The 22,331-nt window shown below is 44.0% G+C and carries 21 protein-coding genes and 1 pseudogene; 7 read left to right on the top strand and 15 right to left on the bottom strand.

Annotation, left to right across the window (positions count from 1 at the left end; all coding sequences use genetic code 11):
• The first annotated feature begins 80 nt into the window (after window positions 1–80).
• Together R7Z10_RS10235 and R7Z10_RS10230 are read left to right on the top strand one after the other, a co-directional pair.
• Complete coding sequence (locus R7Z10_RS10235) at window positions 81–1,409, top strand: Hpt domain-containing protein (protein WP_258495594.1); 1,329 nt, start codon at window positions 81–83, stop codon at window positions 1,407–1,409.
• Window positions 1,410–1,513: 104 nt separating this feature from the next.
• Complete coding sequence (locus tag R7Z10_RS10230; RefSeq protein ID WP_318104795.1) at window positions 1,514–2,671, top strand: chemotaxis protein; 1,158 nt, start codon at window positions 1,514–1,516, stop codon at window positions 2,669–2,671.
• Between the two features lie 91 nt (window positions 2,672–2,762).
• Here the strand turns inward: R7Z10_RS10230 and nhaC are convergent, their stop codons facing one another.
• Complete coding sequence (nhaC, locus tag R7Z10_RS10225; RefSeq protein ID WP_005380726.1) at window positions 2,763–4,196, bottom strand: Na+/H+ antiporter NhaC; 1,434 nt, start codon at window positions 4,194–4,196, stop codon at window positions 2,763–2,765.
• A gap of 431 nt (window positions 4,197–4,627) precedes the next feature.
• Here nhaC and asd point away from each other — a divergent pair, with 431 nt between their 5' ends.
• Window positions 4,628–5,743 carry an aspartate-semialdehyde dehydrogenase gene (gene asd / locus R7Z10_RS10220; protein ID WP_005380727.1) on the top strand — a complete coding sequence of 372 codons (1,116 nt, stop codon included), beginning with the start codon at window positions 4,628–4,630 and terminating at the stop codon, window positions 5,741–5,743.
• A gap of 57 nt (window positions 5,744–5,800) precedes the next feature.
• Here the strand turns inward: asd and R7Z10_RS10215 are convergent, their stop codons facing one another.
• Both R7Z10_RS10215 and R7Z10_RS10210 read right to left on the bottom strand, forming a co-directional pair.
• Window positions 5,801–6,664: an ion transporter gene (locus tag R7Z10_RS10215; RefSeq protein ID WP_005380728.1), complete on the bottom strand. Its 864-nt coding sequence runs from the start codon at window positions 6,662–6,664 to the stop codon at window positions 5,801–5,803.
• A gap of 35 nt (window positions 6,665–6,699) precedes the next feature.
• Window positions 6,700–7,338 (bottom strand): YchE family NAAT transporter, encoded by a 639-nt coding sequence (locus R7Z10_RS10210; RefSeq protein ID WP_005380729.1) that lies wholly within the window; start codon window positions 7,336–7,338, stop codon window positions 6,700–6,702.
• Between the two features lie 650 nt (window positions 7,339–7,988).
• On the opposite strand from R7Z10_RS10210, the gene adhE reads away from it, so the two are divergent.
• Complete coding sequence (gene adhE / locus R7Z10_RS10205) at window positions 7,989–10,691, top strand: bifunctional acetaldehyde-CoA/alcohol dehydrogenase (protein WP_005380731.1); 2,703 nt, start codon at window positions 7,989–7,991, stop codon at window positions 10,689–10,691.
• A 143-nt stretch (window positions 10,692–10,834) separates the two neighbouring features.
• On the opposite strand, the gene R7Z10_RS10200 is transcribed toward adhE, so the two are convergent.
• From R7Z10_RS10200 to sodB, 3 genes are all read right to left on the bottom strand, one after another.
• A complete protein-coding gene (locus R7Z10_RS10200) occupies window positions 10,835–11,578 on the bottom strand; it encodes an SDR family oxidoreductase (protein WP_318071724.1) in 744 nt (247 codons plus the stop codon).
• Window positions 11,579–11,712: 134 nt separating this feature from the next.
• On the bottom strand, window positions 11,713–12,216 hold the full coding sequence (locus R7Z10_RS10195; protein ID WP_005380733.1) for a VC2046/SO_2500 family protein: 504 nt from the start codon (window positions 12,214–12,216) through the stop codon (window positions 11,713–11,715).
• A 154-nt stretch (window positions 12,217–12,370) separates the two neighbouring features.
• Entirely contained in the window at window positions 12,371–12,955 is a 585-nt protein-coding gene (sodB, locus tag R7Z10_RS10190) for a superoxide dismutase [Fe] (protein ID WP_005396533.1), read from the bottom strand.
• A gap of 285 nt (window positions 12,956–13,240) precedes the next feature.
• Between sodB and R7Z10_RS10185 the strand changes: the two genes are divergently transcribed.
• On the top strand, window positions 13,241–13,576 hold the full coding sequence (locus R7Z10_RS10185) for a Grx4 family monothiol glutaredoxin (RefSeq protein WP_017635833.1): 336 nt from the start codon (window positions 13,241–13,243) through the stop codon (window positions 13,574–13,576).
• Window positions 13,577–13,650: 74 nt separating this feature from the next.
• The gene (locus R7Z10_RS10180; RefSeq protein WP_005384890.1) at window positions 13,651–14,280 is read left to right on the top strand and encodes a DsbA family protein; all 630 of its coding nucleotides are present in this window, start codon (window positions 13,651–13,653) and stop codon (window positions 14,278–14,280) included.
• A 77-nt stretch (window positions 14,281–14,357) separates the two neighbouring features.
• On the opposite strand, the gene R7Z10_RS10175 is transcribed toward R7Z10_RS10180, so the two are convergent.
• Both R7Z10_RS10175 and rnt read right to left on the bottom strand, forming a co-directional pair.
• On the bottom strand, window positions 14,358–15,683 hold the full coding sequence (locus tag R7Z10_RS10175; RefSeq protein WP_017821192.1) for a Na+/H+ antiporter family protein: 1,326 nt from the start codon (window positions 15,681–15,683) through the stop codon (window positions 14,358–14,360).
• Between the two features lie 28 nt (window positions 15,684–15,711).
• Entirely contained in the window at window positions 15,712–16,356 is a 645-nt protein-coding gene (rnt, locus tag R7Z10_RS10170; RefSeq protein ID WP_005384888.1) for a ribonuclease T, read from the bottom strand.
• Between the two features lie 341 nt (window positions 16,357–16,697).
• On the opposite strand from rnt, the gene R7Z10_RS10165 reads away from it, so the two are divergent.
• Window positions 16,698–17,579: an OmpA family protein gene (locus R7Z10_RS10165; RefSeq protein ID WP_005384887.1), complete on the top strand. Its 882-nt coding sequence runs from the start codon at window positions 16,698–16,700 to the stop codon at window positions 17,577–17,579.
• A gap of 120 nt (window positions 17,580–17,699) precedes the next feature.
• On the opposite strand, the gene R7Z10_RS10160 is transcribed toward R7Z10_RS10165, so the two are convergent.
• The 7 genes and pseudogenes from R7Z10_RS10160 to R7Z10_RS10130 form a co-directional block, all read right to left on the bottom strand.
• On the bottom strand, window positions 17,700–18,134 hold the full coding sequence (locus R7Z10_RS10160; protein WP_005384886.1) for a DUF2753 domain-containing protein: 435 nt from the start codon (window positions 18,132–18,134) through the stop codon (window positions 17,700–17,702).
• A 150-nt stretch (window positions 18,135–18,284) separates the two neighbouring features.
• Entirely contained in the window at window positions 18,285–18,701 is a 417-nt protein-coding gene (gene gloA, locus R7Z10_RS10155) for a lactoylglutathione lyase (RefSeq protein WP_017635317.1), read from the bottom strand.
• A gap of 32 nt (window positions 18,702–18,733) precedes the next feature.
• On the bottom strand, window positions 18,734–19,375 hold the full coding sequence (gene nth, locus R7Z10_RS10150) for an endonuclease III (protein ID WP_005380743.1): 642 nt from the start codon (window positions 19,373–19,375) through the stop codon (window positions 18,734–18,736).
• 64 nt (window positions 19,376–19,439) lie between these two features.
• Window positions 19,440–20,132 carry an electron transport complex subunit E gene (locus tag R7Z10_RS10145; RefSeq protein WP_005380745.1) on the bottom strand — a complete coding sequence of 231 codons (693 nt, stop codon included), beginning with the start codon at window positions 20,130–20,132 and terminating at the stop codon, window positions 19,440–19,442.
• On the bottom strand, window positions 20,132–20,764 hold the full coding sequence (rsxG, locus tag R7Z10_RS10140) for an electron transport complex subunit RsxG (protein WP_047103464.1): 633 nt from the start codon (window positions 20,762–20,764) through the stop codon (window positions 20,132–20,134). The genes R7Z10_RS10145 and rsxG overlap by 1 nt, the downstream gene beginning before the upstream one ends.
• A 7-nt stretch (window positions 20,765–20,771) precedes the next feature.
• On the bottom strand, window positions 20,772–21,818 hold the full coding sequence (gene rsxD, locus R7Z10_RS10135; protein ID WP_047103462.1) for an electron transport complex subunit RsxD: 1,047 nt from the start codon (window positions 21,816–21,818) through the stop codon (window positions 20,772–20,774).
• Window positions 21,818–22,331, bottom strand: a pseudogene (locus R7Z10_RS10130) (electron transport complex subunit RsxC); the annotation flags it as partial. The pseudogene R7Z10_RS10130 and the gene rsxD, both read right to left, overlap by 1 nt.

Here is a 22,331-nt window from a genome sequence, read left to right as displayed (position 1 = left end):
TCATATCGTTAAATAAAGAGAGCAAACGGCTCTCTTTTTTTATGTGAATAAGAAACATCCATAGTATATGCTTGTAATTAATGGAGATATGCGAGGGGCAAGTGTTGCTGAAGCTAAAAGAAGGAATACGGCGGTTTGTTTGGTTCTGGTTCGTTTTGTGGTGTGTTTTAGCACTTGGCATTTGGCTGCAAGCCAAACAAACGATTCAAACGATTTCGACTGTAAATGAGTTAGGAAGTAAAGTTGAAGAAGTCAGGCACTTTTTTAACTTCGATCTGCCTTACCGTGTTAAACACGTCGACCAAATTTCACTGAAACTTCAGTTGGCTTATGCAGTTCGCTTACAGCTTGAAAGTGAGTTTTCTGAAGGGAAAATCACACCAGACATCACTCAATTACTTTATACGACCGACCGATTTTTAGAAAGTGCTCGAGCTTTTGTAAGAAGTGACAGTGAATTGGTTTCGTTAGCAGAACAGTTACGAAGCAGCCGTGCTCGAACAGAAAACTCTGAGCAAATTCAGGCAATGTACTATCGCTTAGGTGCGCTTGTTTTTGAGTCTGTCTTTAGTGACTCTGCAACGAATAGCGATACTTACCGTGACTTAGACCGACTTTTTATTGAATCAGAGACGCTCTCTCCCGAAGAGCGAAGCGCTCTTCAGCGCCAGCTTGCTCAAACCTCAAGCGCACTATCTGCTCAGGCACAGGGCAGTTATTTATCCAATCACCTGCTTAATCCAGATTTCCCGAACCAGTTAACTTCGATAAATGATCAGTTGGAACAGAAGCTAATGACTTTTATTGTTTGGTTGTCTGTAATCAGTGGTTTGCTCCTTTTCCTCATTTCATGGGGAGCCTTCTCCCCAAAAACGATTCAACCGATACCACTACCCAGAACCGATGATAAAAAGTCAGAGCAAGTTGGCGATGATGAAAATGGAGCTAACGCTGTTCCCTCAGCTCAGTCAGAAAAGTTTCAAAACGTCCAAATGAACGAAGAAAGTTGTAATGAGGTGAATTCATCACAAGTGGAAGTAGTGGAACGTGAGCCGTACATAGATATCAATAAAATGTTAGATTCTCTGTCTGGTGACGAGGGCGCTGTGCGGATGTTACTGGAGGTCTTTATTCAGGATCACTCTGGCGATGGCACTAAAATGTATCAGCTGTTAGAAGAGGATAAAGAGCAAGCGCAAAGAGCCGCACACAGTCTTAAAGGGGTCTCAGGGAGTTTAGGTGCAATGCCATTGCACTGTATTTCGGGTGATATTGAACTGTTGATTAAACAAGGGCAAAAAGTGCCGGAAGAGAAGTTGGCATGTTTAGATGATGTCCTAAAACAAACCATACTTTTTGCTAATAATGTTCTCAATAGTAAAAAGATAACAGAAGCGCTAACAGATTGATATTGCTCTGACTTAATGTCATAAGAGTTGAGGTAATAAAGGCTCGAACTATATGACTTAGTTCGCTTTATTCCTGTTCTATACAATTTGTTAAAGGTGTTTTCATGTCCGTTCGCCGAATGTCTTCAATGATGTTGATAGGGCTGGTTATGATGCTTTCAGGGTGCTCCCTGCTCGAAGTCAAGATCGAGAGTCAAACCGTCCCTCTTACCAAACAAGAGCTCAATATGCGTCTTTTGACTCGTGAGTATGCGCAGCAGTTTTTTGCTCAGGTTGAGCAAGCAGCAGACGCACTACACGAACAATATGAGCCTCATGATAAAGTTCATCAATCTTATATTTTACTTTGGAAGATAAATGCTGAAGAAGGCATCCAAGCTTCTGCATACCAAGTGTCCCCAATGGCTGCACTGATTGATACATGGACTTTCACGCTACAAATGGAACAGTTTTTTACTACCGCTTCTGGTAATGAGCTCTTTGCGTCTGATGAGGCCAAGTTAGTTTCCGTTTATTTAGCGAAAGAGGTAGATAAACTGGCTCAATCTTTATTGAAGAAAGAAGCATACATCAAGACACAAACGTTTGTTGCAGAGTTCGCCAAGCAGCATCCATTCGCTGATTTAAGCATGATTAGGACTCCGGCTTACCGTGGAGATGCAAACCAAATTAGCGAAGAGGAAGCCGTTACAACGCTAGGCACGATGCCAGAAGCACTTGGGGATGTCTCTGATCGTCTAAGTCTGGTATCAGAACAGACACCAAAAATTATGACGTGGAAAGCGCAGTTGTTGGCCTTGAATAGCTCTGCCAGTATCGAAAAAGTCAATGCGGCGCTCAATAGTTTGCAAGTTACCGCTGATTCGATGAGGGATTTTATCGATAACAACCCAGAGTACATGCGTTATTTGGCAGAACAAATGGCGCTGGAGTTACAACCTTTGGTTGACGATATCGATCAAAGGACGGAGGCGCGTTTATCTCAGTTGGGTGAAGAACGCCAAGCTATAGAGCTGATGGTTGCCAGAGAACGTCAAGAAATCGCACAGATCATTACCCATGAGCGCGAGAAGTTTGCTCAAGATATGGATCGAGTGTCGCAAGAGGTTGTGAATCTCGCAATGACTAAGCTGATTGAACTTGTCAAAAGTACCATCATCTACTTTATTCTGTTCATTGCCGTTATATTCTTTGCACCGCTTGGCTTGGGCTATTGGTTTGGGAAGCGTGCAGCCGTAAAAACGCCAGTAAAACAAAGCTAACGATTTGTTTTGGAAATAAAAAAAAGAGCGCTTTAAAGCGCTCTTTTTTAGTATTGAATTCGGAAGGGAGGTTCTTCCTATCTCTACGAAGTTAAGCGGTTTGCTGCTTCAATTCGCCTTCAGCTTCTTCAACTGCTTCTGCTGTTGGTTCACACTTATCAACAAACCAACCCATGTAAGAAGTGAAGATCGTTACGATGATACATACAAAACTCAGCCACATAAACGGGGCATAAGACAGTGTAGCAACACCCAAAATACTGGCCATGTAGATACCGTTGTCACTCCAAGGGACCATACCTGAGGTTAGCGTGCCGCCAAATTCTGCGTTACGAGACAAATTCTTACGTTTGTAGCCTAGACGGTCATAGTTCTTCGCACAGATTTTTGGGGTCAGAATAAGTGAAACGTACATCGCTGAACCAAATACGTTGCCCATAAAGGCCGTACCAATTGTGCTTGTTGCCAATGAACCTGCACTTTGAACGCGTTTTTCAAACAGCTTCGCGATAGTCTCTAGCACGCCTACTTTATCTAGTAGACCGCCAAAACCAAGGCCGAATACGATAACCGCTACCGACCCAAGCATTGAAGACATGCCGCCACGGTTAAGGATTGAGTCAATGAAATCTACGCCAGATGAGATTGCAAACGGAGCCCAAGCCGTGTTGAACGCGGTTAGGAAATCGACATCTTGGATCATCACTGCCCAAATAATACCTAGCAGAGAACCAAAACTGATCACTGGGAATGAAGGCATACGCATCGCTAGAAGTGACAATACGATGATCACAGGAACAAATGAGTAAGGGGTGATGTAGAACTGCTGTTCCATCGCTTTAATGACAGAGTCTACCTGGCTCATGTCAACTTGACCTGCGTAGTGGAAGCCAAATGCAGTAAACATAATGCCTGTAATAATGTAGCTAATGAGTGCTATCGGCAACATGCCTTTAATATGTTCCATCACTTCAACGTTAGACATAGATGAAGCAAGGATTACTGAATCCGATAGAGGCGACATTTTGTCACCAAAGTAACAGCCTGAAAGTACGGCACCTGCAGTGATTGGCGCAGGAACACCAAGACCTTGACCGATACCCATCATTGCAATACCTGCCGTGCCAGCCGCACCCCAAGATGTGCCAGTCGCTAGCGCAGTCAATGAACAGATGATCATGGTCGCGAGCAAAAAGATGGAAGGGTGGATTGCTTTAAGGCCGTAGTAAATAATGGTTGGAACAATACCACCAGAGATCCAAGTACCTACAAGCGCGCCAACGGCCAAAAGGATTAAAACGGCTCCAAGTCCATTGGAAATGCCATTTAGTGCTGCTTTTTCCAGATCTTTATACTGATGGCCAAGCTTTATGCCCAATATCATGACAATGAACCAACCGATGTATAGCGCTAGCTGAATCGGTAGGTCTAGCTTGGCTGTGAACGAAAATGCCAGCAGGAGAAATAAACCGAGCGAGATAAATACCTGTATCAAGCTTGGTAGGCGTGGTGTAACTTGCTTCATATGTGCCTCTGTCAATCTTGGAGCAATAGAGGAAGGCGCTCCTTGTTGTAATCGCGCATAACATACATTAACAAAAATTATATTTCGAACATTTGGTGTTTTATCTTGATGTTCGTCGGTAAAAACGTTTGCTTGTGAAATTAACTGTTGGTTTGTTTTAACTTTTTTGGTTTTAAATGTTGTGTAATGTGAAATTATTGTGCTTCATGTGTTATTTTCTCATTGAGTGGTAAGACCAATTAGGGGACTAAAGTGCTTTCCCTACTTGAAAAATGGTTAAAACCGCAAACCAAACACTAAAAAATCTCGTGTAACCCGGTTTTTCAGAGGAAAAGGTTAAAAAACGCGCTTATTTACAAAATAGGGGTTGAGATTTTGCTGTGAAAAATTAACTATGGGGTAGGTTTTTTAATACATGGAGAGTTAATACGATGAGAGTTGGTTTAGTTGGTTGGCGCGGTATGGTTGGTTCAGTCCTTATGCAGCGTATGGTTGAAGAGAAAGACTTCGACCTAATCGAACCAGTATTCTACAGTACTTCTCAAGTTGGTATTCCTGCTCCTAACTTAGGAAAAGACGCAGGCTTACTGCAAGACGCGTATGATATTGAAAGCTTAAAACAGCTTGATGCGGTAATCACCTGTCAAGGTGGTAGCTACACAGAAAAAGTTTTCCCTGCACTTCGTCAGGCTGGTTGGAAAGGCTACTGGATTGACGCGGCCTCTACGCTACGTATGGCTGAAGATTCGATCATCACACTTGATCCAGTGAACTTAAAGCAAATCCAACAAGGCATCCACGGTGGCACGAACACATTTGTCGGTGGTAACTGTACGGTTAGTTTAATGCTAATGGGGCTAGGTGGTCTATTTGAGAAAGGCCTTGTTGAGTGGACAAGCGCAATGACTTACCAAGCCGCATCTGGTGCTGGTGCGCAAAATATGCGTGAATTGATCTCGCAAATGGGCGTTATCAATGACTCTGTTAGCTCTGAACTTGCAAACCCATCAAGCTCTATCCTAGATATCGATAAGAAAGTCGCGGATACAATGCGCAGCGGCTCTTTCCCTACCGATAAATTCGGTGTGCCACTAGCTGGTTCGTTGATCCCATGGATCGATGTGAAGCGCGATAATGGTCAGAGTAAAGAAGAGTGGAAAGCGGGCGCCGAGGCGAATAAAATTTTGGGCTCTCAAAGTTCACCTGTCCCAATTGACGGTACCTGTGTGCGTATTGGCGCGATGCGTTGTCACTCTCAAGCACTTACTATCAAGCTTAAACAAAATGTACCAATGGACGAAATCGAAGAAATCATCGCCACTCATAACGATTGGGTGAAAGTGATTCCTAACGACCGTGACATCACTGCTCAAGAGCTAACGCCGGCAAAAGTTACGGGCACAATGTCTGTACCAGTGGGTCGTCTACGTAAGATGGCAATGGGTGATGATTTCCTAAATGCTTTCACTGTTGGTGACCAACTGCTTTGGGGTGCTGCGGAGCCATTGCGTCGTACTCTGCGAATTATTCTGTCTGAGAAAGCATAATCACATCAATCCTTTATTTGATGACAAAATAAAAGAGCTCCTTAGGGAGCTCTTTTTTCATGCGTCGTCTTCCGTTCGAACGACTCTTTTGTCTGGATCGGCCAGTTCACTACCACAATGTTTACAGTAAATTGCGTCAGAGTCGTGCCCTGCGTGGGAGCAGTTTGGGCATTTCACCAATACTTTGTGCGATTGCATCTCTTGGTGCAGTTCGGCAGTGAAAATACCTGTAGGTACCGCCAAAATGGAATAACCCAGTAACATGGTGAGTGATGCAAGCCCTTTACCTAGGTCTGTTTGGGGGACCAAGTCACCATACCCAACCGTTGTGATGGTCACGATCGCCCAATAAATACTTTTAGGAATGCTAGTAAATCCGTTTTCAGGTCCTTCAATGATAAAAATCAACGAGCCGAAAATCGTTACCATAATGGCGACGGAACTAAAGAAGATAAAAATCTTTCTGCGCGCCATAAGCAGTGAACGTAAGAGGATATTGGACTCTTGGAGGTATCGGACTAACTTGAGTATGCGGAATATTCGCATCACTCGCAGCGCCCTGATCACACCCATAAACGAAGCGGATGGGAAGAAGAGTGCTAAATAAGTGGGCAAAATCGCAAGTAAATCGACGACACCATAAAAACTCTTTGCGTAGGCGGCAGGTTTGGGGGAGCAATAAAGCCTTAGAAGGTATTCAATCGTGAATAGGCCAGTAAATGTGTATTCAATAAACTTCAGCTCTTTTTCCCACTCGGCACGAACGGAGGGTATCGAATCTAACACCAGTACGATTAACGAGCTGATGATCGCGATAATGAGAGCAATATCGAACGTTTTACCAGCTTTGGTATGAGTACCAAAAATGGTGACATATAGAGTATGTTTAAGAGAGTCAGTCGTCATGACAAAGCGATCCATTGTTGAATCGCTCTATCATACAATTTTATAGAAACTCAGGCTAATCCTGGAAATAAGTTGCGTAAGCCATTCGCAATGAACTCTATGCCAAGCGCGCCCAATATCAAACCCATGATACGAGTAATGACGTTGATTCCAGTTTGACCTAAAAATCGTACGATCAATGGGGCAGAGCGGAACAATAGCCATGAACAAAGGCAGAACAAACCAATCGTAATACTAATGCCCACGGTATCGAACATGCTTGGGTAGCGTGCACCATAAACAATAGTCGAACTGATTGCACCAGGCCCTGCCATTAAAGGCATTGCAAGAGGGACCACACCAATCTGTTCACGACTGACGTATTCCGTTTTCTCTTGTTTGTTCTGCTTATCTTCCCCCAGTTTACCGCTCATCATCGAGAATGCGATGCTAAGTAATAGCAACCCGCCAGCGACACGAAACGAATCCAGAGAAATACTGAACATGTCTAACAGTAACTGACCAGCAAAAAGCGAAATGATCAGGATGATCGCAACAGCCACATTTGCTGTTGTTGCCGTATTGCGCTTTTCGTCTGGTGTCATATGCCCGGTTAGTGACACAAACACAGGCATGATACCAACAGGGTTTACTGCGGCGACCAAACCGAGAAAAAACTGCAAGAAGATAGCAAGTTCAAAAGTTTGCATGTTGCTTACTCATCAAAGTTCACATTAGTGAAAAGGAGAAGGGGTAATTTGGGCGTAATGTAAGGCAAAAGTTAGGTTGTAAGAAATGAAAAAAACTAACGCATTCCCTGCCATTTAAGTGAGAAAAACTAATTCTTTAATAAACTGTATCTAATCTGGAAAGGAAATGTTACGTATAAAGTTGCTGATAAATTGCACTGTTTTACATAAACGTTAACATTCGCACATTTTTGATAAAAACCAAGGTGGTTTGTAGAGAGATGTATTCGGTTCGATATACTCTCAGTAGCACAAAGAATTGGTCCTACATGTAATTTTGTTGGTCAAAAATGAAACTTTTTTACAGGTTGTTGTAGTTTCTTTTATTTATTTGTCCATTTGCTTCTTTTTTACTCAATAAAAAATGAAAGTTAATTTATTTGTTTATCAATGATTTATGTCATTTTGGTGTTATGAGGCACCACTTTGGTAGTATTTAGGTGGTGAGAACTGATCCAAGTCAATTTTTTTCACACTCTGAAATATTATACTCAGTCCTGAAAGCAATTTACTAAGACGTTTGTTTTCTAAGTGACTGATAAACAGTAAAAACGATAAGTAATAGCCTTAGTAAAAAGTTTTTAATATTTGTTAATTTTAGGAGATTCCCTATGCCTGTAACTAATATGGCTGAACTAGATGCAATGGTTGCTCGCGTTAAGAAAGCGCAAGAAGAGTTCGCTACTTACTCTCAAGAGCAAGTAGATAAAATCTTTCGTGCAGCATCGCTTGCAGCTAACCAGGCCCGTATCCCGCTAGCTCAACAAGCGGTAGAAGAATCTGGTATGGGTATTGTTGAAGATAAAGTAATCAAGAACCACTTCGCTTCTGAGTTTATCTACAACAAATACAAAGACGAACAAACGTGTGGCATCTTAGAAGAAGATGACAACCTAGGTACTATGACTATCGCTGAGCCTGTAGGCATCATCTGCGGTATCGTACCAACGACTAACCCAACTTCTACAGCGATCTTCAAATCTCTAATCTCTTTGAAGACTCGTAACGGTATCATCTTCTCACCACATCCACGTGCGAAAAACTCAACTAACGATGCAGCTAAACTCGTTCTAGATGCAGCAGTAGCAGCAGGCGCACCAAAAGACATCATCGGTTGGATCGACCAGCCTTCTGTTGAGCTTTCAAACGCTCTAATGAAACACGATGACATCGCTCTTATCCTTGCAACTGGTGGTCCAGGCATGGTTAAAGCCGCTTACTCTTCTGGTAAGCCAGCAATCGGTGTAGGTGCAGGTAACGTTCCGGTTGTTATCGATGAAACAGCAGACATCAAACGTGCTGTTGCTTCTATCCTTATGTCTAAGACTTTCGACAACGGTGTAGTATGTGCTTCTGAGCAGGCTGCAATCGTAGTTGACGAAGTATACGACGAAGTGAAAGAGCGTTTTGCTTCTCACAAAGCTTATGTCCTAAGCAAAGCAGAAGCTGATAAAGTTCGTAAAGTGCTTCTTATCGATGGCGCGCTAAACGCGAAAATCGTAGGTCAGCCAGCAGCAGCAATCGCTGAAATGGCAGGCGTTAAAGTTCCAGCAGACACTAAAGTTCTTGTTGGTGAAGGTCTGGGCAAAGTATCTCACGATGACGCATTCGCTCACGAGAAACTATCTCCAACTCTAGGTCTATTCCGTGCTGACAACTTCGAAGACGCGGTTGCTCAAGCGGTAACTATGGTTGAGATTGGTGGTATCGGCCACACATCTGGTCTTTACACTAACCAAGATACTAACGCTGACCGTATCCGTTACTTCGGTGACAAGATGAAGACAGCTCGTATCCTAATCAACATCCCGACTACTCACGGCGGTATCGGTGACTTGTACAACTTCAACGTTGCGCCATCTCTAACGCTAGGTTGTGGTTCTTGGGGTGGTAACTCTATCTCTGAGAACGTAGGTCCTAAACACCTAATCAACAAGAAAACTGTAGCGAAGCGAGCTGAAAACATGTTGTGGCATAAACTACCTAAGTCAATCTACTTCCGTCGTGGTAGCCTTCCAATCGCACTGGGCGACCTAGAAGGTAAGAAACGTGCATTCCTAGTAACTGACCGTTTCCTATTCAACAACGGTTACGCAGATGACGTAGTAAGCCTACTAAAAGCTCAAGGCATGGAAGTTCAAACATTCTTCGATGTTGAAGCTGACCCAACACTGTCTGTAGTAGAAAAAGGTGCGGCTCAAATGGCTAGCTACCAACCTGACGTTATCCTAGCGCTAGGCGGTGGTTCACCAATGGATGCAGCGAAAATCATGTGGGTAATGTACGAGCACCCAGAAACTCACTTTGAAGAACTAGCAATGCGCTTTATGGACATCCGTAAACGTATCTACAAGTTCCCTAAAATGGGTAAAAAAGCTGAGCTTGTATGTATCACTACAACTTCAGGTACTGGTTCAGAAGTTACTCCATTCGCGGTTGTTACTGACGACAAGACTGGTGCGAAATACCCACTAGCTGACTACGAAATCACGCCAAACATGGCAATCGTTGATGCGAACCTAGTAATGAACATGCCTAAGTCTCTAACAGCATTTGGTGGTTACGATGCCGTAACTCACGCTCTAGAAGCTTACGTTTCTGTTCTTGCTAACGAATACTCAGATGGCCAAGCTCTTCAAGCACTTAAGATGCTAAAAGAGTACCTACCATCAAGCTATGCGAACGGTGCAAATGACCCAATCGCTCGTGAGAAAGTACACAACGCAGCTACTATCGCTGGTGTTGCATTTGCGAACGCATTCCTAGGTGTTTGTCACTCAATGGCTCACAAACTGGGTGCTGAGTTCCACTTGCCACATGGCCTAGCTAACGCACTACTTATCTCTAACGTGGTACGTTACAACGCGAACGACAATCCAACTAAACAAACTGCGTTCTCTCAATACGACCGTCCACAAGCACGTCGTCGTTACGCTGAAGTTGCTGACCACCTTGGCCTAAGCCAAGAAGGTGACCGTACTGCTCAGAAGATTGAACGTCTACTAGCATGGTTGGATGAACTAAAAGTTAACCTAGACATCCCAATGTCTATCCAAGCGGCAGGTGTTGCTGAATCAGATTTCGTAGCGAAACTGGATGAGCTAGCGGTAGAAGCGTTCGATGACCAATGTACTGGTGCGAACCCACGTTACCCTCTAATCAGCGAACTTAAAGATGTGTTGATGGCTTCTTACTACGGTAAAGCATTTGTTGAAGGCGAAACTTTCGAAGGTACAACTGTTATCAAGAAGAAAGCAGACCAAGAAGCAGCAAAAGCAGCACCTAAAGCAAAGAAAGAAAAAGCTGACGCGTAATTAAAAAATCGAGTGAGCAAGGTTTTCGCTAGCACGAAACCTTAATCGGGAAAAGGTTAAAGCCCCAGTCAAATGACTGGGGCTTTTTTTATTTTGGTGCAGGAGTTACATCTGGCTTGGGAAAACAGAGTTGCTGTGTATGCTTACACTTCGGTCGCAACTACTCGGCCACTGAAGTATTCATTCGCGACGATGTATGCTGTGTTGCGGACTAGTTCGTCTTGGATCTCAGCCCAGTGCCTCTCGTTGAGCTCTTCTTTTGTATGATTTACCGAGGGAATAACGCCGCCCACTCGAATGTTGAATGGTGTGAGTTCTTTTGCCCAGCTGTGAGTAAAACCTGACACCAACGCCGCCATGCTTTCAACTCCCGTAAAGTCTTCATGGTTGTCATGAGAAATGACGTTAACAATGACGCCTTTCTTGTTTCTGGCTCGAAAGCGCTCTGCTCCTACTTGGCCGTAGGTATAAAGGAAGCGTGCCGCAGACGACAAGTGATCAATGTAAGTACTCATTGGTTCTGGCGCCATTAAGCCAGGCATAGGGGAGCAGGTCCAGCAATTAACAATCACATCTGGTGTCGCACGTAGCTGTGATTCTATCTGGTCAAACAATAAGTTAATGGACGTTGTGTTATCACTACACACATTCATCGCATACACTTTGTCAGTGAAAGCGCTGATTTGCTCATAGCTCGCTCTCAAAGCGCTAGAATTTTGGTCACAAAGAATCAACGTTGCTCCAAGGTGAGCAAAGTGATTTGCACAGGTTCTTCCTATAACCGAACCTGCAGACGTGACGAGAATAATTGATTCTTTGATATCCATAGCACCTTCACTGTATCCATATGTGAAAAACAATACACCAGTGGTTTGTGCTAATAGCATGGTTGAAATTCGTTGGGTTCAGTGTGAAAGGCTTCAAACTAACGCTTTCGAGTGAGGACTATTGTGCGGTAATTTGTAAGATGTCACATTTCTGACGTGTAGGTATTGCAAGCTATTGGATAAAAAGCGGATCTCTATGCTTTAGCTTGAATTTGATGCTGACGTTGAGCCGTCACTAGCTGATTATATAGCCCAGCATCTGGGATCAGTTGTTTGTTGCGTTCGCCCAATCTGCGTCGCTCATGACCAGATAGGTTGTGATAAACCTCCTCTGGTAGGTTGAATGTGTCTTCAGGCAGGTAAGTCAGCGCATCTGGTTTTAGGTAATGGCTCAGCTTTGCGGAAGGCAATCCTGCATCGTGAAACTGTTTCGCTTGTTCAGCTGCGAGTTCATAGCTGCTGCTATCAGAACGAAGAGCTTGAGGTTGCGATAAACCCAATTGTTGGCGAAGAATACTGTCACTGGTGATGACTTCCTGGACCTCTTCAACCGGGACTACATCGCGAACATCATTAGAGAACATAGACAGAATCAGCGAGAAATCCGCACGACGACCGTCGTGTACGGCATGGTTAATACCATTACCGAACTGAAGTTCGTTGATAATTGCAGCTTTGTCTAAAGTATGAATTTGCATGATGTTCCTCGCTCGATGCTCTTTTAACGGCGTGGATAAGAAGAACTTTAGTAAAAGAGGGAATTATTTAAAGGTGCTAGGGAAGGCGAAACAAAAAAGCCCGCTAAATAGCGAGCTTTTGAATAAGACTAAATTGAACTTAGGGGGAAGTATATTACTTCGCTAGGTTCTCAGCTACGAAGTCCCAGTTTACTAGAGCCCAGAAGCCGTTCATGTAATCAGGACGTACGTTACGGTAATCGATGTAGTACGCGTGTTCCCATAGGTCAACAGTTAGAAGTGGTGTTGTACCTTCTTCTGTTAGAGGAGTGGCAGCGTTAGAAGTGTTAACGATCTCTAGAGAGCCATCAGCTTTCTTAACAAGCCAAGTCCATGAAGAACCGAAGTTGTTGATTGCTGAATCAGTAAACTTCGCTTTGAATTCTTCAAAAGAACCGAATGCTGCGTTGATTGCGTCTGCAACTGCGCCAGTTGGCTCGCCGCCAGCATTTGGAGCAAGACAGTGCCAGTAGAACGTGTGGTTCCAGATTTGCGCTGCGTTGTTGAATACGCCACCAGTAGAAGTCTTGATGATCTCTTCTAGAGTTTTGCCTTCGAACTCAGTACCAGGGATAAGACCGTTAAGCTTAACAACGTAAGTGTTGTGGTGCTTACCGTGGTGGTAGTCTAGAGTCTCTGCTGAGATGTGTGGTTCTAGTGCGTCTTTCGCGTAAGGAAGAGCTGGTAGTTCAAATGCCATTACTCGATTCTCCATTGATTTGAAAGGATGACCTTTCGATTGCTTCCAGTGTTTTTTTATAGCTATGTCGCCTTTAAGGCTGACTTGCTAAGTATTTTAGCAAGTTTTTACTTTATTAAAACCCCGATATGAAAATATTTTAAGAGGTTAGCAGTGGTGAAGTGCTGCATTGCTCGCCAATGAGCAATCTAAAATTAAGCCTTATTAATTATATGGTTTTTATTCTGTCGTTATTGAGTAGAATGTGGCAAATAAATAAAGTTCAAACCCATGAATGAGGAAGCGATGGAAACTATCGACAAAATCAAACAGCAGATCTCTGAAAACTCAATCCTGCTGTACATGAAAGGATCACCGAAACTACCTAGCTGTGGTTTCTCTTCTCAAGCGTCACAGGCACTAATGGCATGTGGTGAGAAGTTCGCTTACGTAGACATTCTGCAAAACCCAGATATCCGTGCTGAGTTACCAAAGTACGCGCAATGGCCAACTTTCCCTCAACTATGGGTTGAAGGTGAGCTTATCGGCGGTTGTGACATTATTCTAGAAATGTTCCAAAAAGGTGAACTGCAGCCTCTAATCAAAGAAGCAGCAGCGCGCGCTGAAGATCAAGCTGAGTAATTCGTAAATACTCACATTTAGCGATAGAATACGAAGGAGCCGTACTGGCTCCTTTTTCTTTTTAGGTTAGTGGAATGAACATAAAGCTTTACTACGTGCATGACCCAATGTGCAGTTGGTGTTGGGGTTACAAACCAACGCTGGATAAACTAAAACAGCAACTGCCAGGAGTGATTCAGTTTGAGTATGTGGTTGGTGGTCTTGCGCCAGATACTAATTTACCGATGCCGCCCGAGATGCAACAAAAACTCGAAGGTATTTGGAAGCAGATTGAGCGCCAGTTAGGCACTAAGTTTAACTACGATTTCTGGAAGCTTTGTACGCCAGTTAGAAGCACTTACCAATCTTGTCGTGCGGTTATTGCAGCGGGCTTTCAAGACTCTTATGAGCAGATGCTAGAAGCGATTCAGCATGCGTATTACTTACGTGCGATGCCTCCTCATGAAGAAGCCACTCACTTGCAACTAGCGAGAGAAATTGGCTTGAATGTTCAGCAATTCAAGAATGACATGGATGGCTCTTTCTTAGAGGGTGTGTTCGAAGATCAATTGAGCCTTGCAAAGAGCCTAGGTGTGAACTCTTACCCTAGCTTGGTTCTTAAAATTAACGACGCTTATTTTCCGATTGCCATCGATTACCTGTCGACAGAACCAACCTTGAAGCTGATTCGTGAGCGTATTATTGACAATATGCCAGCGCAATAACCACAGTTATGAATAACAAAAAGCCGCTCATTGAGCGGCTTTTTCGTAACTAATGTATATCCATCCAAACAATAGTATTAAAGCACCATTGCTGCAATCCAACCAAAGATGATTAGAGGGATATTATAATGGATAAAGGTTGGAACGACTGTTTCCCAAATGTGCTCATGTTGACCGTCGGCATTTAGACCAGATGTAGGGCCTAATGTAGAGTCAGAAGCTGGAGAGCCTGCATCACCTAACGCCGCTGCAGTACCTACCAGTGCAATCGTTGCCATCGGCGAGAAACCGAATGCTAGCGCAAGAGGCACATAGATAGTTGCAAGGATTGGAATCGTAGAGAACGATGAACCAATGCCCATTGTTACTAATAGGCCAACGATCAGCATCAGTAGTGCAGCTAGAGGCTTATTGTCACCGATGCTGGTTGATAGCGATTGTACTAGTGTTTCAACACCGCCAGTTTGCTTCATTACTGCTGCAAAACCTGCCGCTGCGATCATGATGAAGCCAATCATTGCCATCATGTGTACACCTTTAGTGAACACGTCGTGCGTCTCTTTCCATGCAATAACGCCGCCGAAAGTAAACACCATAAAGCCAGCTAGAGCACCGATAATCATTGAACCCGTGTAAAGCTGAACACCCAAAGCAGCGACAATACCAAGTGCCGCAACTAAGATGTGCTTTTTATTAATGACGTGATCGGTTTCGTCAACGACAGTCAACTCAGTTTCTTTGTAGACACGCGGTTTACGATAGCTCACAAAGATAGCCAGTAATAGACCAAACAGCATCCCTGCACCTGGCAGTAACATGGCGGTTGGGACTTGGCTTGCAACCACGTTTTCCAAACCGTTGTCATGTAGGTTCTTTAATAGAATGTTGTTTAAGAAAATACCGCCGAAACCAACAGGTAAGATCATGTAAGGTGTGATCAAACCGAAGGTAAGAACACACGCGACCAAACGTCGGTCGAGCTTAAGTTTCGCGAATACGCCCAAAAGAGGTGGAATCAAAATTGGAATAAAGGCGATATGGACCGGAATTACGTTCTGAGATGACATCGTGACAAGCACTAACGCCACCAACACGGCGTACTTTAAGCCAGTAGTGGAAGCGGAGTTTTCTTTACCATTTAAGCGCTTGATAACACTTTTGGCCAGTAGATCCGTGATGCCTGATTTCGAGATGGCAACAGCGAAAGTACCTAACATGGCGTAGCTTAGCGCGATAGTTGCACCGCCACCTAGACCACTTTCAAATGCGGCAACCGTATCCCCAAGGCTCATGCCTGCGACTAGGCCGCCTACGATGGCACTAAACGTGAGGGCAACCACCACGTTTACGCGCATCAATGCTAACACGAGCATGACGCACACTGATATAACGACAGGATTCATACTTTTCCTAATATGTTGTGTTTACTTATTATTCTTCGTCGACAAGCGGCCAACCGCCGAGGGCCTTCCATTTGTTGACAATACCGCAGAATAATTCTGCTGTTTTTTGTGTATCGTAAAGCGCAGAGTGTGCTTCACGGTTATCAAATTCCATCCCGGCTGTTTTGCATGCTTTAGCGAGAACTGTTTGGCCATAAGCAAGGCCACTTAATGTAGCCGTATCAAAAGTAGCAAAGGGATGAAAAGGGACTCTTTTTAGTTTACAGCGTTCATTTGCTGCATTTACAAAACCCAAGTCGAATGCTGCGTTATGAGCAACCATAATTGCACGTGAGCAATCTGCGGCTTTTTGTTCTTTGCGAATAAGCTTATAAATTTCCTTTAGCGCCTCTTGCTCAGAAACAGCACCACGAAGAGGGCTGAAAGGGTCACGAATACCATTGAATTCAAGCGCTTCTTTTTCTAAGTTAGCGCCTTCAAATGGCTCCACATGAAAATGAATGGTGGAGGCCGGATGCAACACGCCATGTTCGTCCATTTTCAACGTAACGGCACAGATTTCTAAAAGTGCATCAGTTTGAGCATTGAAACCAGCGGTCTCAACGTCTACTACCACAGGGAAATAACCACGAAAGCGTTTTTTCAAGGTTAGAGCTTCATTTTCTAGTGTCATGTTGGCTTATTTTTGTGTGACGAAGGCTGCATTATTGCAGATTATACCGATGAGAAAAACCGCAATTTAAGAGAAAACCGGAATTCTATTTTGCATCCAATCAATAAGTTTGTATTGCATATTATGTAGACGTTTATTCGCCATACTTTGCATCATGTAAACCGATAAAACATGAGGAAGTAAAACGCTAAGTGGCGGTTAAGGTGATTGGAACACGGTGGCTCACATTAATGGCAGTGTGACAGATAACCCTATATTGGCGAGATTTTTGCATGCCGGTTGAAGTGGTTTTATTGATGCAAATTGACGGCAACAGACTGCCGTTTAAGAGACAGTATTAGATGAAGAAATGGCTGATTACCAGTGGTGTTGTATTTTCGTTGTTTAGCACAAGCAGCTTCGCTTTGATGGGCAAACGTTATGCTGCAACTCCACAGCAATCTCAATGGGAAATGGTGGTCAATACACCATTAGAATGTCAGCTTGTACACCCCATTCCAAGCTTTGGAGATGCGGTATTTTCATCTCGTGCAAATAAAAAAATCAATTTAGACTTTGAGTTAAAAATGCGTCGCCCGATGGGAGAAACACGTAACGTCAGTCTCATTTCTATGCCGCCACCTTGGCGACCAGGTGAACACGCCGATCGAATTACAAACTTAAAGTTTTTTAAACAGTTTGATGGTTATGTCGGAGGGCAAACAGCATGGGGCATTTTGTCTGAGCTGGAAAAAGGCCGTTATCCGACTTTTAGTTACCAAGATTGGCAGAGCCGAGATCAGAGAATTGAAGTCGCATTGTCATCAGTACTATTTCAAAACAAGTACAACGCGTTTAGCGACTGTATTTCCAACTTATTGAAATATAGTTTTGAGGACATTGCTTTTACGATTTTGCACTATGAAAGACAAGGTGATCAGTTAACCAAGGCTTCTAAAAAGCGTTTATCACAAATTGCAGATTATATCCGACATAATCAAGATATCGATCTCGTGCTGGTGGCGACGTACACAGATTCAACCGATGGTAAAAGTGCGAGTCAAAGTTTATCAGAGCGACGTGCAGAGTCACTTCGTGACTATTTTCAGTCTCTAGGGCTACCGGAAGATCGAATTCAAGTGCAAGGGTACGGCAAGCGTCGTCCTATTGCAGATAACGGTTCGCCAATAGGAAAAGACAAAAACCGCCGAGTCGTGATATCTCTAGGGCGAACCCAAGTGTGATGCATATAAAAACGCCGAAGCTGAAAGCTTCGGCATTTTTGATTTACTGACGTTGTTAATAATATTTTAGTGGTATTTTGCCAAGCACGTTTCGGTGATTCCTGCTGTATAATTTGAATGTTAGTTTAAGCGGAATTTGGCAATGACTTCGCAATTGGTGGCGGTATCGATTTTTTCAACCTGTTTGGCAATAGCCGGATTAGGGTGACGCTTCATAAAGTCTATCAACGCCTTAGTACAGCATCCTATCGAGTCGATAAAGCTTGCACACTCTTTATTTGGGCATTGTGGGATAAGTGTTAAGACCTTCTCAGAGGCCAGTTGAAGGTATTTGAGTTCATAGTCAGTATCTCCAGCCCAACGCCAGAACTGAGCTAAGTTATGACAAGAAATCACAGAAATTAATAATCGCTCGTCCGCCTCAATTTCCACACATTCGCTGATATCTTCACTCAGGCTTAGGGCTTGCTGGTAATGAAGAATGCTGCGAACAGGGTCATCTAGTTGAAGTGCCGTATCGGCTAGAAGTGTGTGTTTTTCCCATTCACTGATCATTATCGTAATCCCGCATATCGAAGTTGCGGATAAATCTAAACGATAACTATTATCAAGTAAAGGGTTTTGTTTATAAAAGGACAGGCAGATCGCAGACCTGCCTGTAATCGGAGTTCAACTTGCAGTACAAGTGATTATTAGAAGTGCCGCTTAGCCTTCAAGACCTGATGAAGCTTGCTTGTTTTGAATAAGCTCAATCATATAACCATCTGGGTCTTTTACGAATGCAATGTGCGTGCTTCCGCCTTTTACTGGACCTGGCTCACGCGTCACATTACCGCCCGCCGCTTTGATAGCGTCGCAAGTTGTGTAGATATCATCAACACCAATGGCGATATGACCAAAAGCAGTACCTAGGTCATACTCAGTTTTACCCCAGTTGTAAGTCAGTTCGATCACTGCACCTTGGGATTCGTCACCATAACCAAGAAACGCTAGCGTGTATTCGTACTCTTTATTTTCGTTAGTACGAAGCAGCTGCATGCCCATAACTTCAGTGTAAAACTTGATGGATTTGTCTAGATCACCTACGCGAAGCATAGTGTGGAGAATTCGACCGTTTGACATTTTTTGCTCCTAGCTTTGATTTACAAATAGCATTAGCTATCTGGGTATACTTTCTCTTTATATTCGCACAAATCTTCGATAATACAGCTACCGCAGCGAGGCTTTCTTGCTACGCACGTATAACGACCATGAAGAATGAGCCAGTGGTGCACATCGAGTTTGAACTCTTTTGGCACAACTTTTAATAGCTTCTGCTCGACATCATCAACCGTTTTTCCCATCGCAAATTTAGTGCGATTCGACACGCGATAAATGTGCGTATCGACGGCAATAGTTGGCCAACCAAAAGCGGTGTTGAGCACGACGTTTGCGGTCTTGCGACCTACACCTGGTAGCGCTTCTAACGCGGCACGATCTTCAGGAACTTCACCATTGTGTTTTTCCAACAAGATCTTACAAGTCTTGATTGTGTTTTCTGCCTTTGAGTTAAACAAACCGATGGTCTTTATGTATTCTTTTAAGCCATCGACTCCCAAATCAAGAATGCTTTGAGGTGTATTCGCTACAGGGAAAAGCTTGTCGGTGGCTTTATTGACGCTTACATCGGTTGCTTGAGCTGATAGTAATACAGCGATTAGCAGCTCAAAAGGGGAGCTCCAGTTAAGCTCAGTTTGAGGATTCGGATTGTTTTCTCGTAATCGCTCAAGAATTTCGATTCTTTTTATTTTGTTCATTGCTGACTTCCAATACCGTCTCTGCGGTTTATGAAAAAGGCTCCTATGACAGAGCCTTATCTTGTTATGCGTTAGTGACGCGAGCACGTTCTATGGTTGGTTTTTCTTCTTTTGGTTGACGTGCCTGAATTGAATTATCTATGACATTTTTGAGCGCTATCAACAGCCCAACACCGATAAATGCACCAGGTGGGAGAAGCGCTAACAGGAAGCTATTGTCAAATTGGAAAACTTGAATCCGTAGAGCTGAAGCCCAGTCTCCTAGGAGAAGGTCTGCTCCGTCGAATAGTGTGCCATTACCAATCAATTCGCGCATGGCACCTAAAACAACCAAGACGCTCGTCATACCAAGGCCCATCCACAAACCATCTAGCGCAGCGGGTGCAACATCATTTTTTGACGCGTAAGCTTCTGCTCGGCCAATAATAATGCAGTTCGTTACAATCAGAGGAATAAAGATACCTAGAGACAGGTACAAACCGTACGCATAGGCATTCATTAACAACTGAACGCAGGTAACGAGTGAGGCAATGATCATAACGAATACAGGTATACGGATCTCTTTTGGCACATAGTTACGAATAAGAGAAACTGTTACGTTGGATCCAACTAGCACGAGTAAGGTTGCAATACCAAGACCTAATGCATTGGTTATCGTGGAAGAAACCGCTAGCAGTGGACATAAGCCCAGCAGTTGTACGAGAGCGGGGTTGTTACTCCACATACCGTTTTTCATCAGTAATTTATTCTCATTCATTACTGCTCTCCTTCACAGCCTAACGGCTGGTTAAGAATGTCTTCACGAGATTGGTTTACGTAGTTAACGGTATTTCGCACCACTTTTACGACGGCTCTTGGCGTGATCGTTGCACCAGTAAATTGATCGAAATCGCCGCCATCTTTACGAACTTTCCACGAATTCCAATTGTTTTCCGTGACTTGTTTTCCTGTAAAGCTCAGGATCCAGTCGGTGACACGAAGATCGATTTTATCGCCCAGACCAGGGGTTTCTTGGTGGTTTAGGACGCGTGTCCCCAAAATATTGCCCTGATTATCAATCCCAGTAATCACTTTTATCTCACCATTGTAGCCATCTGGCGCGATAGATTCTATTGCGATTGCTGTTGGTTCACCATTCTTCGTGGCGAGGTAGGCTGGCATCGCACGTAATGTCCCCAGATCTGGAGACGTGACCATTGTACAAGCTTGCGTGAGTGCGTTGTCATGCATGTTTTCTGGAATGACTTGATTCAAAACAGAAAGTAATTGTTTTTGCTCTTGTACCTTGATTTGGTCTTTTGTTAGGTACTGAGTAAGGGCGACTAATCCGGTTGTTGCACATGCAAATATCGCGAGTGTCAGACCATTTTTTCTAATAGCGGTTAACATGTTTACCTCAGTGACCGTAAGTTCTAGGTTTGGTGTAGTAATCGATCAGTGGCACACACATATTTGCAAGCAACACTGCAAATGCAACACCATCTGGGAAACCGCCCCAACTGCGAATGATAAAAACCAAAGCACCAATAAGCGCACCGAAGATTAAACGTCCTTTGACGGTGGTAGACGCCGAAACGGGATCGGTTGCAATAAAGAATGCGCCAAGCATGGTTGCACCAGATAACAAGTGTAAAATTGGCGACGCAGTTTCCCCTGGCGTCAGCAACGTGAACACTAGGCTAAACAGAGTCAGACTCGCAAGGAAACCTGCTGGAATATACCATTGGATGATACGCTTTTTGATCATGACTATGCCGCCAAGAAGGTAAGCAAGGTTTACCCATTGCCAACCAATACCACCTAAGCCATCAAATATCGGCTGCGACATTACTTCGCTTGGAGTGGCACCTGTAAGAATGCCAGTCTTAAATGCATCAAGTGGTGTCGCCATTGTCACACCGTCAACACCTGAGCGAACTTGCTGAAGTGATAAGCCGTCGTAATCATAGCCCGTAAAAATTAAAGAGAGTGTATCTGCAAAATTTACGTGATCAGGTATGAGTGACGTCGGGGCACTCCAACTCGTCATTTGCACTGGGAATGAGATTAACAAGACCACATAAGCGACCATGGCAGGATTGAATAAGTTTTGACCAAGGCCACCATATAGGTGTTTAGCAATTACGATCGCGAAAATAAGTCCGATCACCATAATCCACCACGGAGACCATGGTGGAATAGCAACGGCTAATAACCAAGCGGTAACGATCGCACTGTTATCACGTAGTGCTCGCATCGGCGAACGTTTACGGAAGACCATAACTAAGGCTTCAAGTGATACAGCGACTGCGATGGCAAAAATCAGCTGAATAAGCGTTCCCCAGCCAAAGAAGTAGGTTTGAGCTACTAAACCTGGAAGTGCGCAAAGTGCCACCCATTTCATTAAGTCTGGCGTACTACGACGACTGTGGGTATGCGGTGAACTGGCAATAAAAAACGACACTACTCGTTCTCCTCAGTATTATTTTTATTAGCTTCTTGTTGCGCTTTGCGGGCCTTCGCGCGCGCAATTGCTGCGGCAACCGCGGCTTTTTTCGGATCCACTTCTGGTTCTTCAGAAGTTGCTTCTTCAACAGGCTCAGTTTGCGTTTCTTGCTTAGTTTTACGCGCTTTGGCACGTGCAATGGCAGCAGCCACGGCGGCTTTTTTCGGATCTTCGGTTTGCTCGGCAGGTGCTTCAGCTTCTTCCGCTTCAGTTGAGTCTGCTTGTTTCGCTTTACGAGCCTTCGCGCGCGCAATTGCTGCGGCAACCGCGGCTTTTTTCGGATCCACTTCTGGTTCTTCAGAAGTTGCGTCTTCAACAGGCTCAGTTTGCGTTTCTTGCTTCGCTTTACGTGCTTTGGCACGTGCAATGGCAGCTGCCACGGCGGCTTTTTTCAGATCGTCGGTTTGCTCGGCAGGTGCGTCAGCTTCTTCCGCTTCGGTTGAGTCTGCTTGCTTCGCTTTGCGCGCTTTG

The sequence above is a fragment of the Vibrio sp. Vb1018 genome (genome assembly GCF_033338775.1).
Lineage (GTDB): Bacteria > Pseudomonadota > Gammaproteobacteria > Enterobacterales > Vibrionaceae > Vibrio > Vibrio alginolyticus.
Note: the sequence above shows the minus strand (reverse complement) of the source record. Positions and strands in the feature narration are given on the sequence as shown.

What these genes read in the sequence shown, in the direction of transcription:
- R7Z10_RS10200 (WP_318071724.1), bottom strand. Translation starts at nt 11,578, where the DNA reads ATGCTATTAGCACAAACCACTGGTGTATTGTTTTTCACATATGGATAC.
- asd (WP_005380727.1), top strand. Translation starts at nt 4,628, where the DNA reads ATGAGAGTTGGTTTAGTTGGTTGGCGCGGTATGGTTGGTTCAGTCCTT.
- R7Z10_RS10175 (WP_017821192.1), bottom strand. Translation starts at nt 15,683, where the DNA reads ATGAATCCTGTCGTTATATCAGTGTGCGTCATGCTCGTGTTAGCATTG.
- adhE (WP_005380731.1), top strand. Translation starts at nt 7,989, where the DNA reads ATGCCTGTAACTAATATGGCTGAACTAGATGCAATGGTTGCTCGCGTT.
- R7Z10_RS10230 (WP_318104795.1), top strand. Translation starts at nt 1,514, where the DNA reads ATGTCCGTTCGCCGAATGTCTTCAATGATGTTGATAGGGCTGGTTATG.
- R7Z10_RS10215 (WP_005380728.1), bottom strand. Translation starts at nt 6,664, where the DNA reads ATGGATCGCTTTGTCATGACGACTGACTCTCTTAAACATACTCTATAT.
- R7Z10_RS10165 (WP_005384887.1), top strand. Translation starts at nt 16,698, where the DNA reads ATGAAGAAATGGCTGATTACCAGTGGTGTTGTATTTTCGTTGTTTAGC.
- R7Z10_RS10185 (WP_017635833.1), top strand. Translation starts at nt 13,241, where the DNA reads ATGGAAACTATCGACAAAATCAAACAGCAGATCTCTGAAAACTCAATC.
- R7Z10_RS10145 (WP_005380745.1), bottom strand. Translation starts at nt 20,132, where the DNA reads ATGAATGAGAATAAATTACTGATGAAAAACGGTATGTGGAGTAACAAC.
- R7Z10_RS10180 (WP_005384890.1), top strand. Translation starts at nt 13,651, where the DNA reads ATGAACATAAAGCTTTACTACGTGCATGACCCAATGTGCAGTTGGTGT.
- R7Z10_RS10195 (WP_005380733.1), bottom strand. Translation starts at nt 12,216, where the DNA reads ATGCAAATTCATACTTTAGACAAAGCTGCAATTATCAACGAACTTCAG.
- gloA (WP_017635317.1), bottom strand. Translation starts at nt 18,701, where the DNA reads ATGTCAAACGGTCGAATTCTCCACACTATGCTTCGCGTAGGTGATCTA.
- nth (WP_005380743.1), bottom strand. Translation starts at nt 19,375, where the DNA reads ATGAACAAAATAAAAAGAATCGAAATTCTTGAGCGATTACGAGAAAAC.
- rnt (WP_005384888.1), bottom strand. Translation starts at nt 16,356, where the DNA reads ATGACACTAGAAAATGAAGCTCTAACCTTGAAAAAACGCTTTCGTGGT.
- nhaC (WP_005380726.1), bottom strand. Translation starts at nt 4,196, where the DNA reads ATGAAGCAAGTTACACCACGCCTACCAAGCTTGATACAGGTATTTATC.
- R7Z10_RS10210 (WP_005380729.1), bottom strand. Translation starts at nt 7,338, where the DNA reads ATGCAAACTTTTGAACTTGCTATCTTCTTGCAGTTTTTTCTCGGTTTG.
- R7Z10_RS10160 (WP_005384886.1), bottom strand. Translation starts at nt 18,134, where the DNA reads ATGATCAGTGAATGGGAAAAACACACACTTCTAGCCGATACGGCACTT.
- rsxG (WP_047103464.1), bottom strand. Translation starts at nt 20,764, where the DNA reads ATGTTAACCGCTATTAGAAAAAATGGTCTGACACTCGCGATATTTGCA.
- sodB (WP_005396533.1), bottom strand. Translation starts at nt 12,955, where the DNA reads ATGGCATTTGAACTACCAGCTCTTCCTTACGCGAAAGACGCACTAGAA.
- R7Z10_RS10235 (WP_258495594.1), top strand. Translation starts at nt 81, where the DNA reads ATGGAGATATGCGAGGGGCAAGTGTTGCTGAAGCTAAAAGAAGGAATA.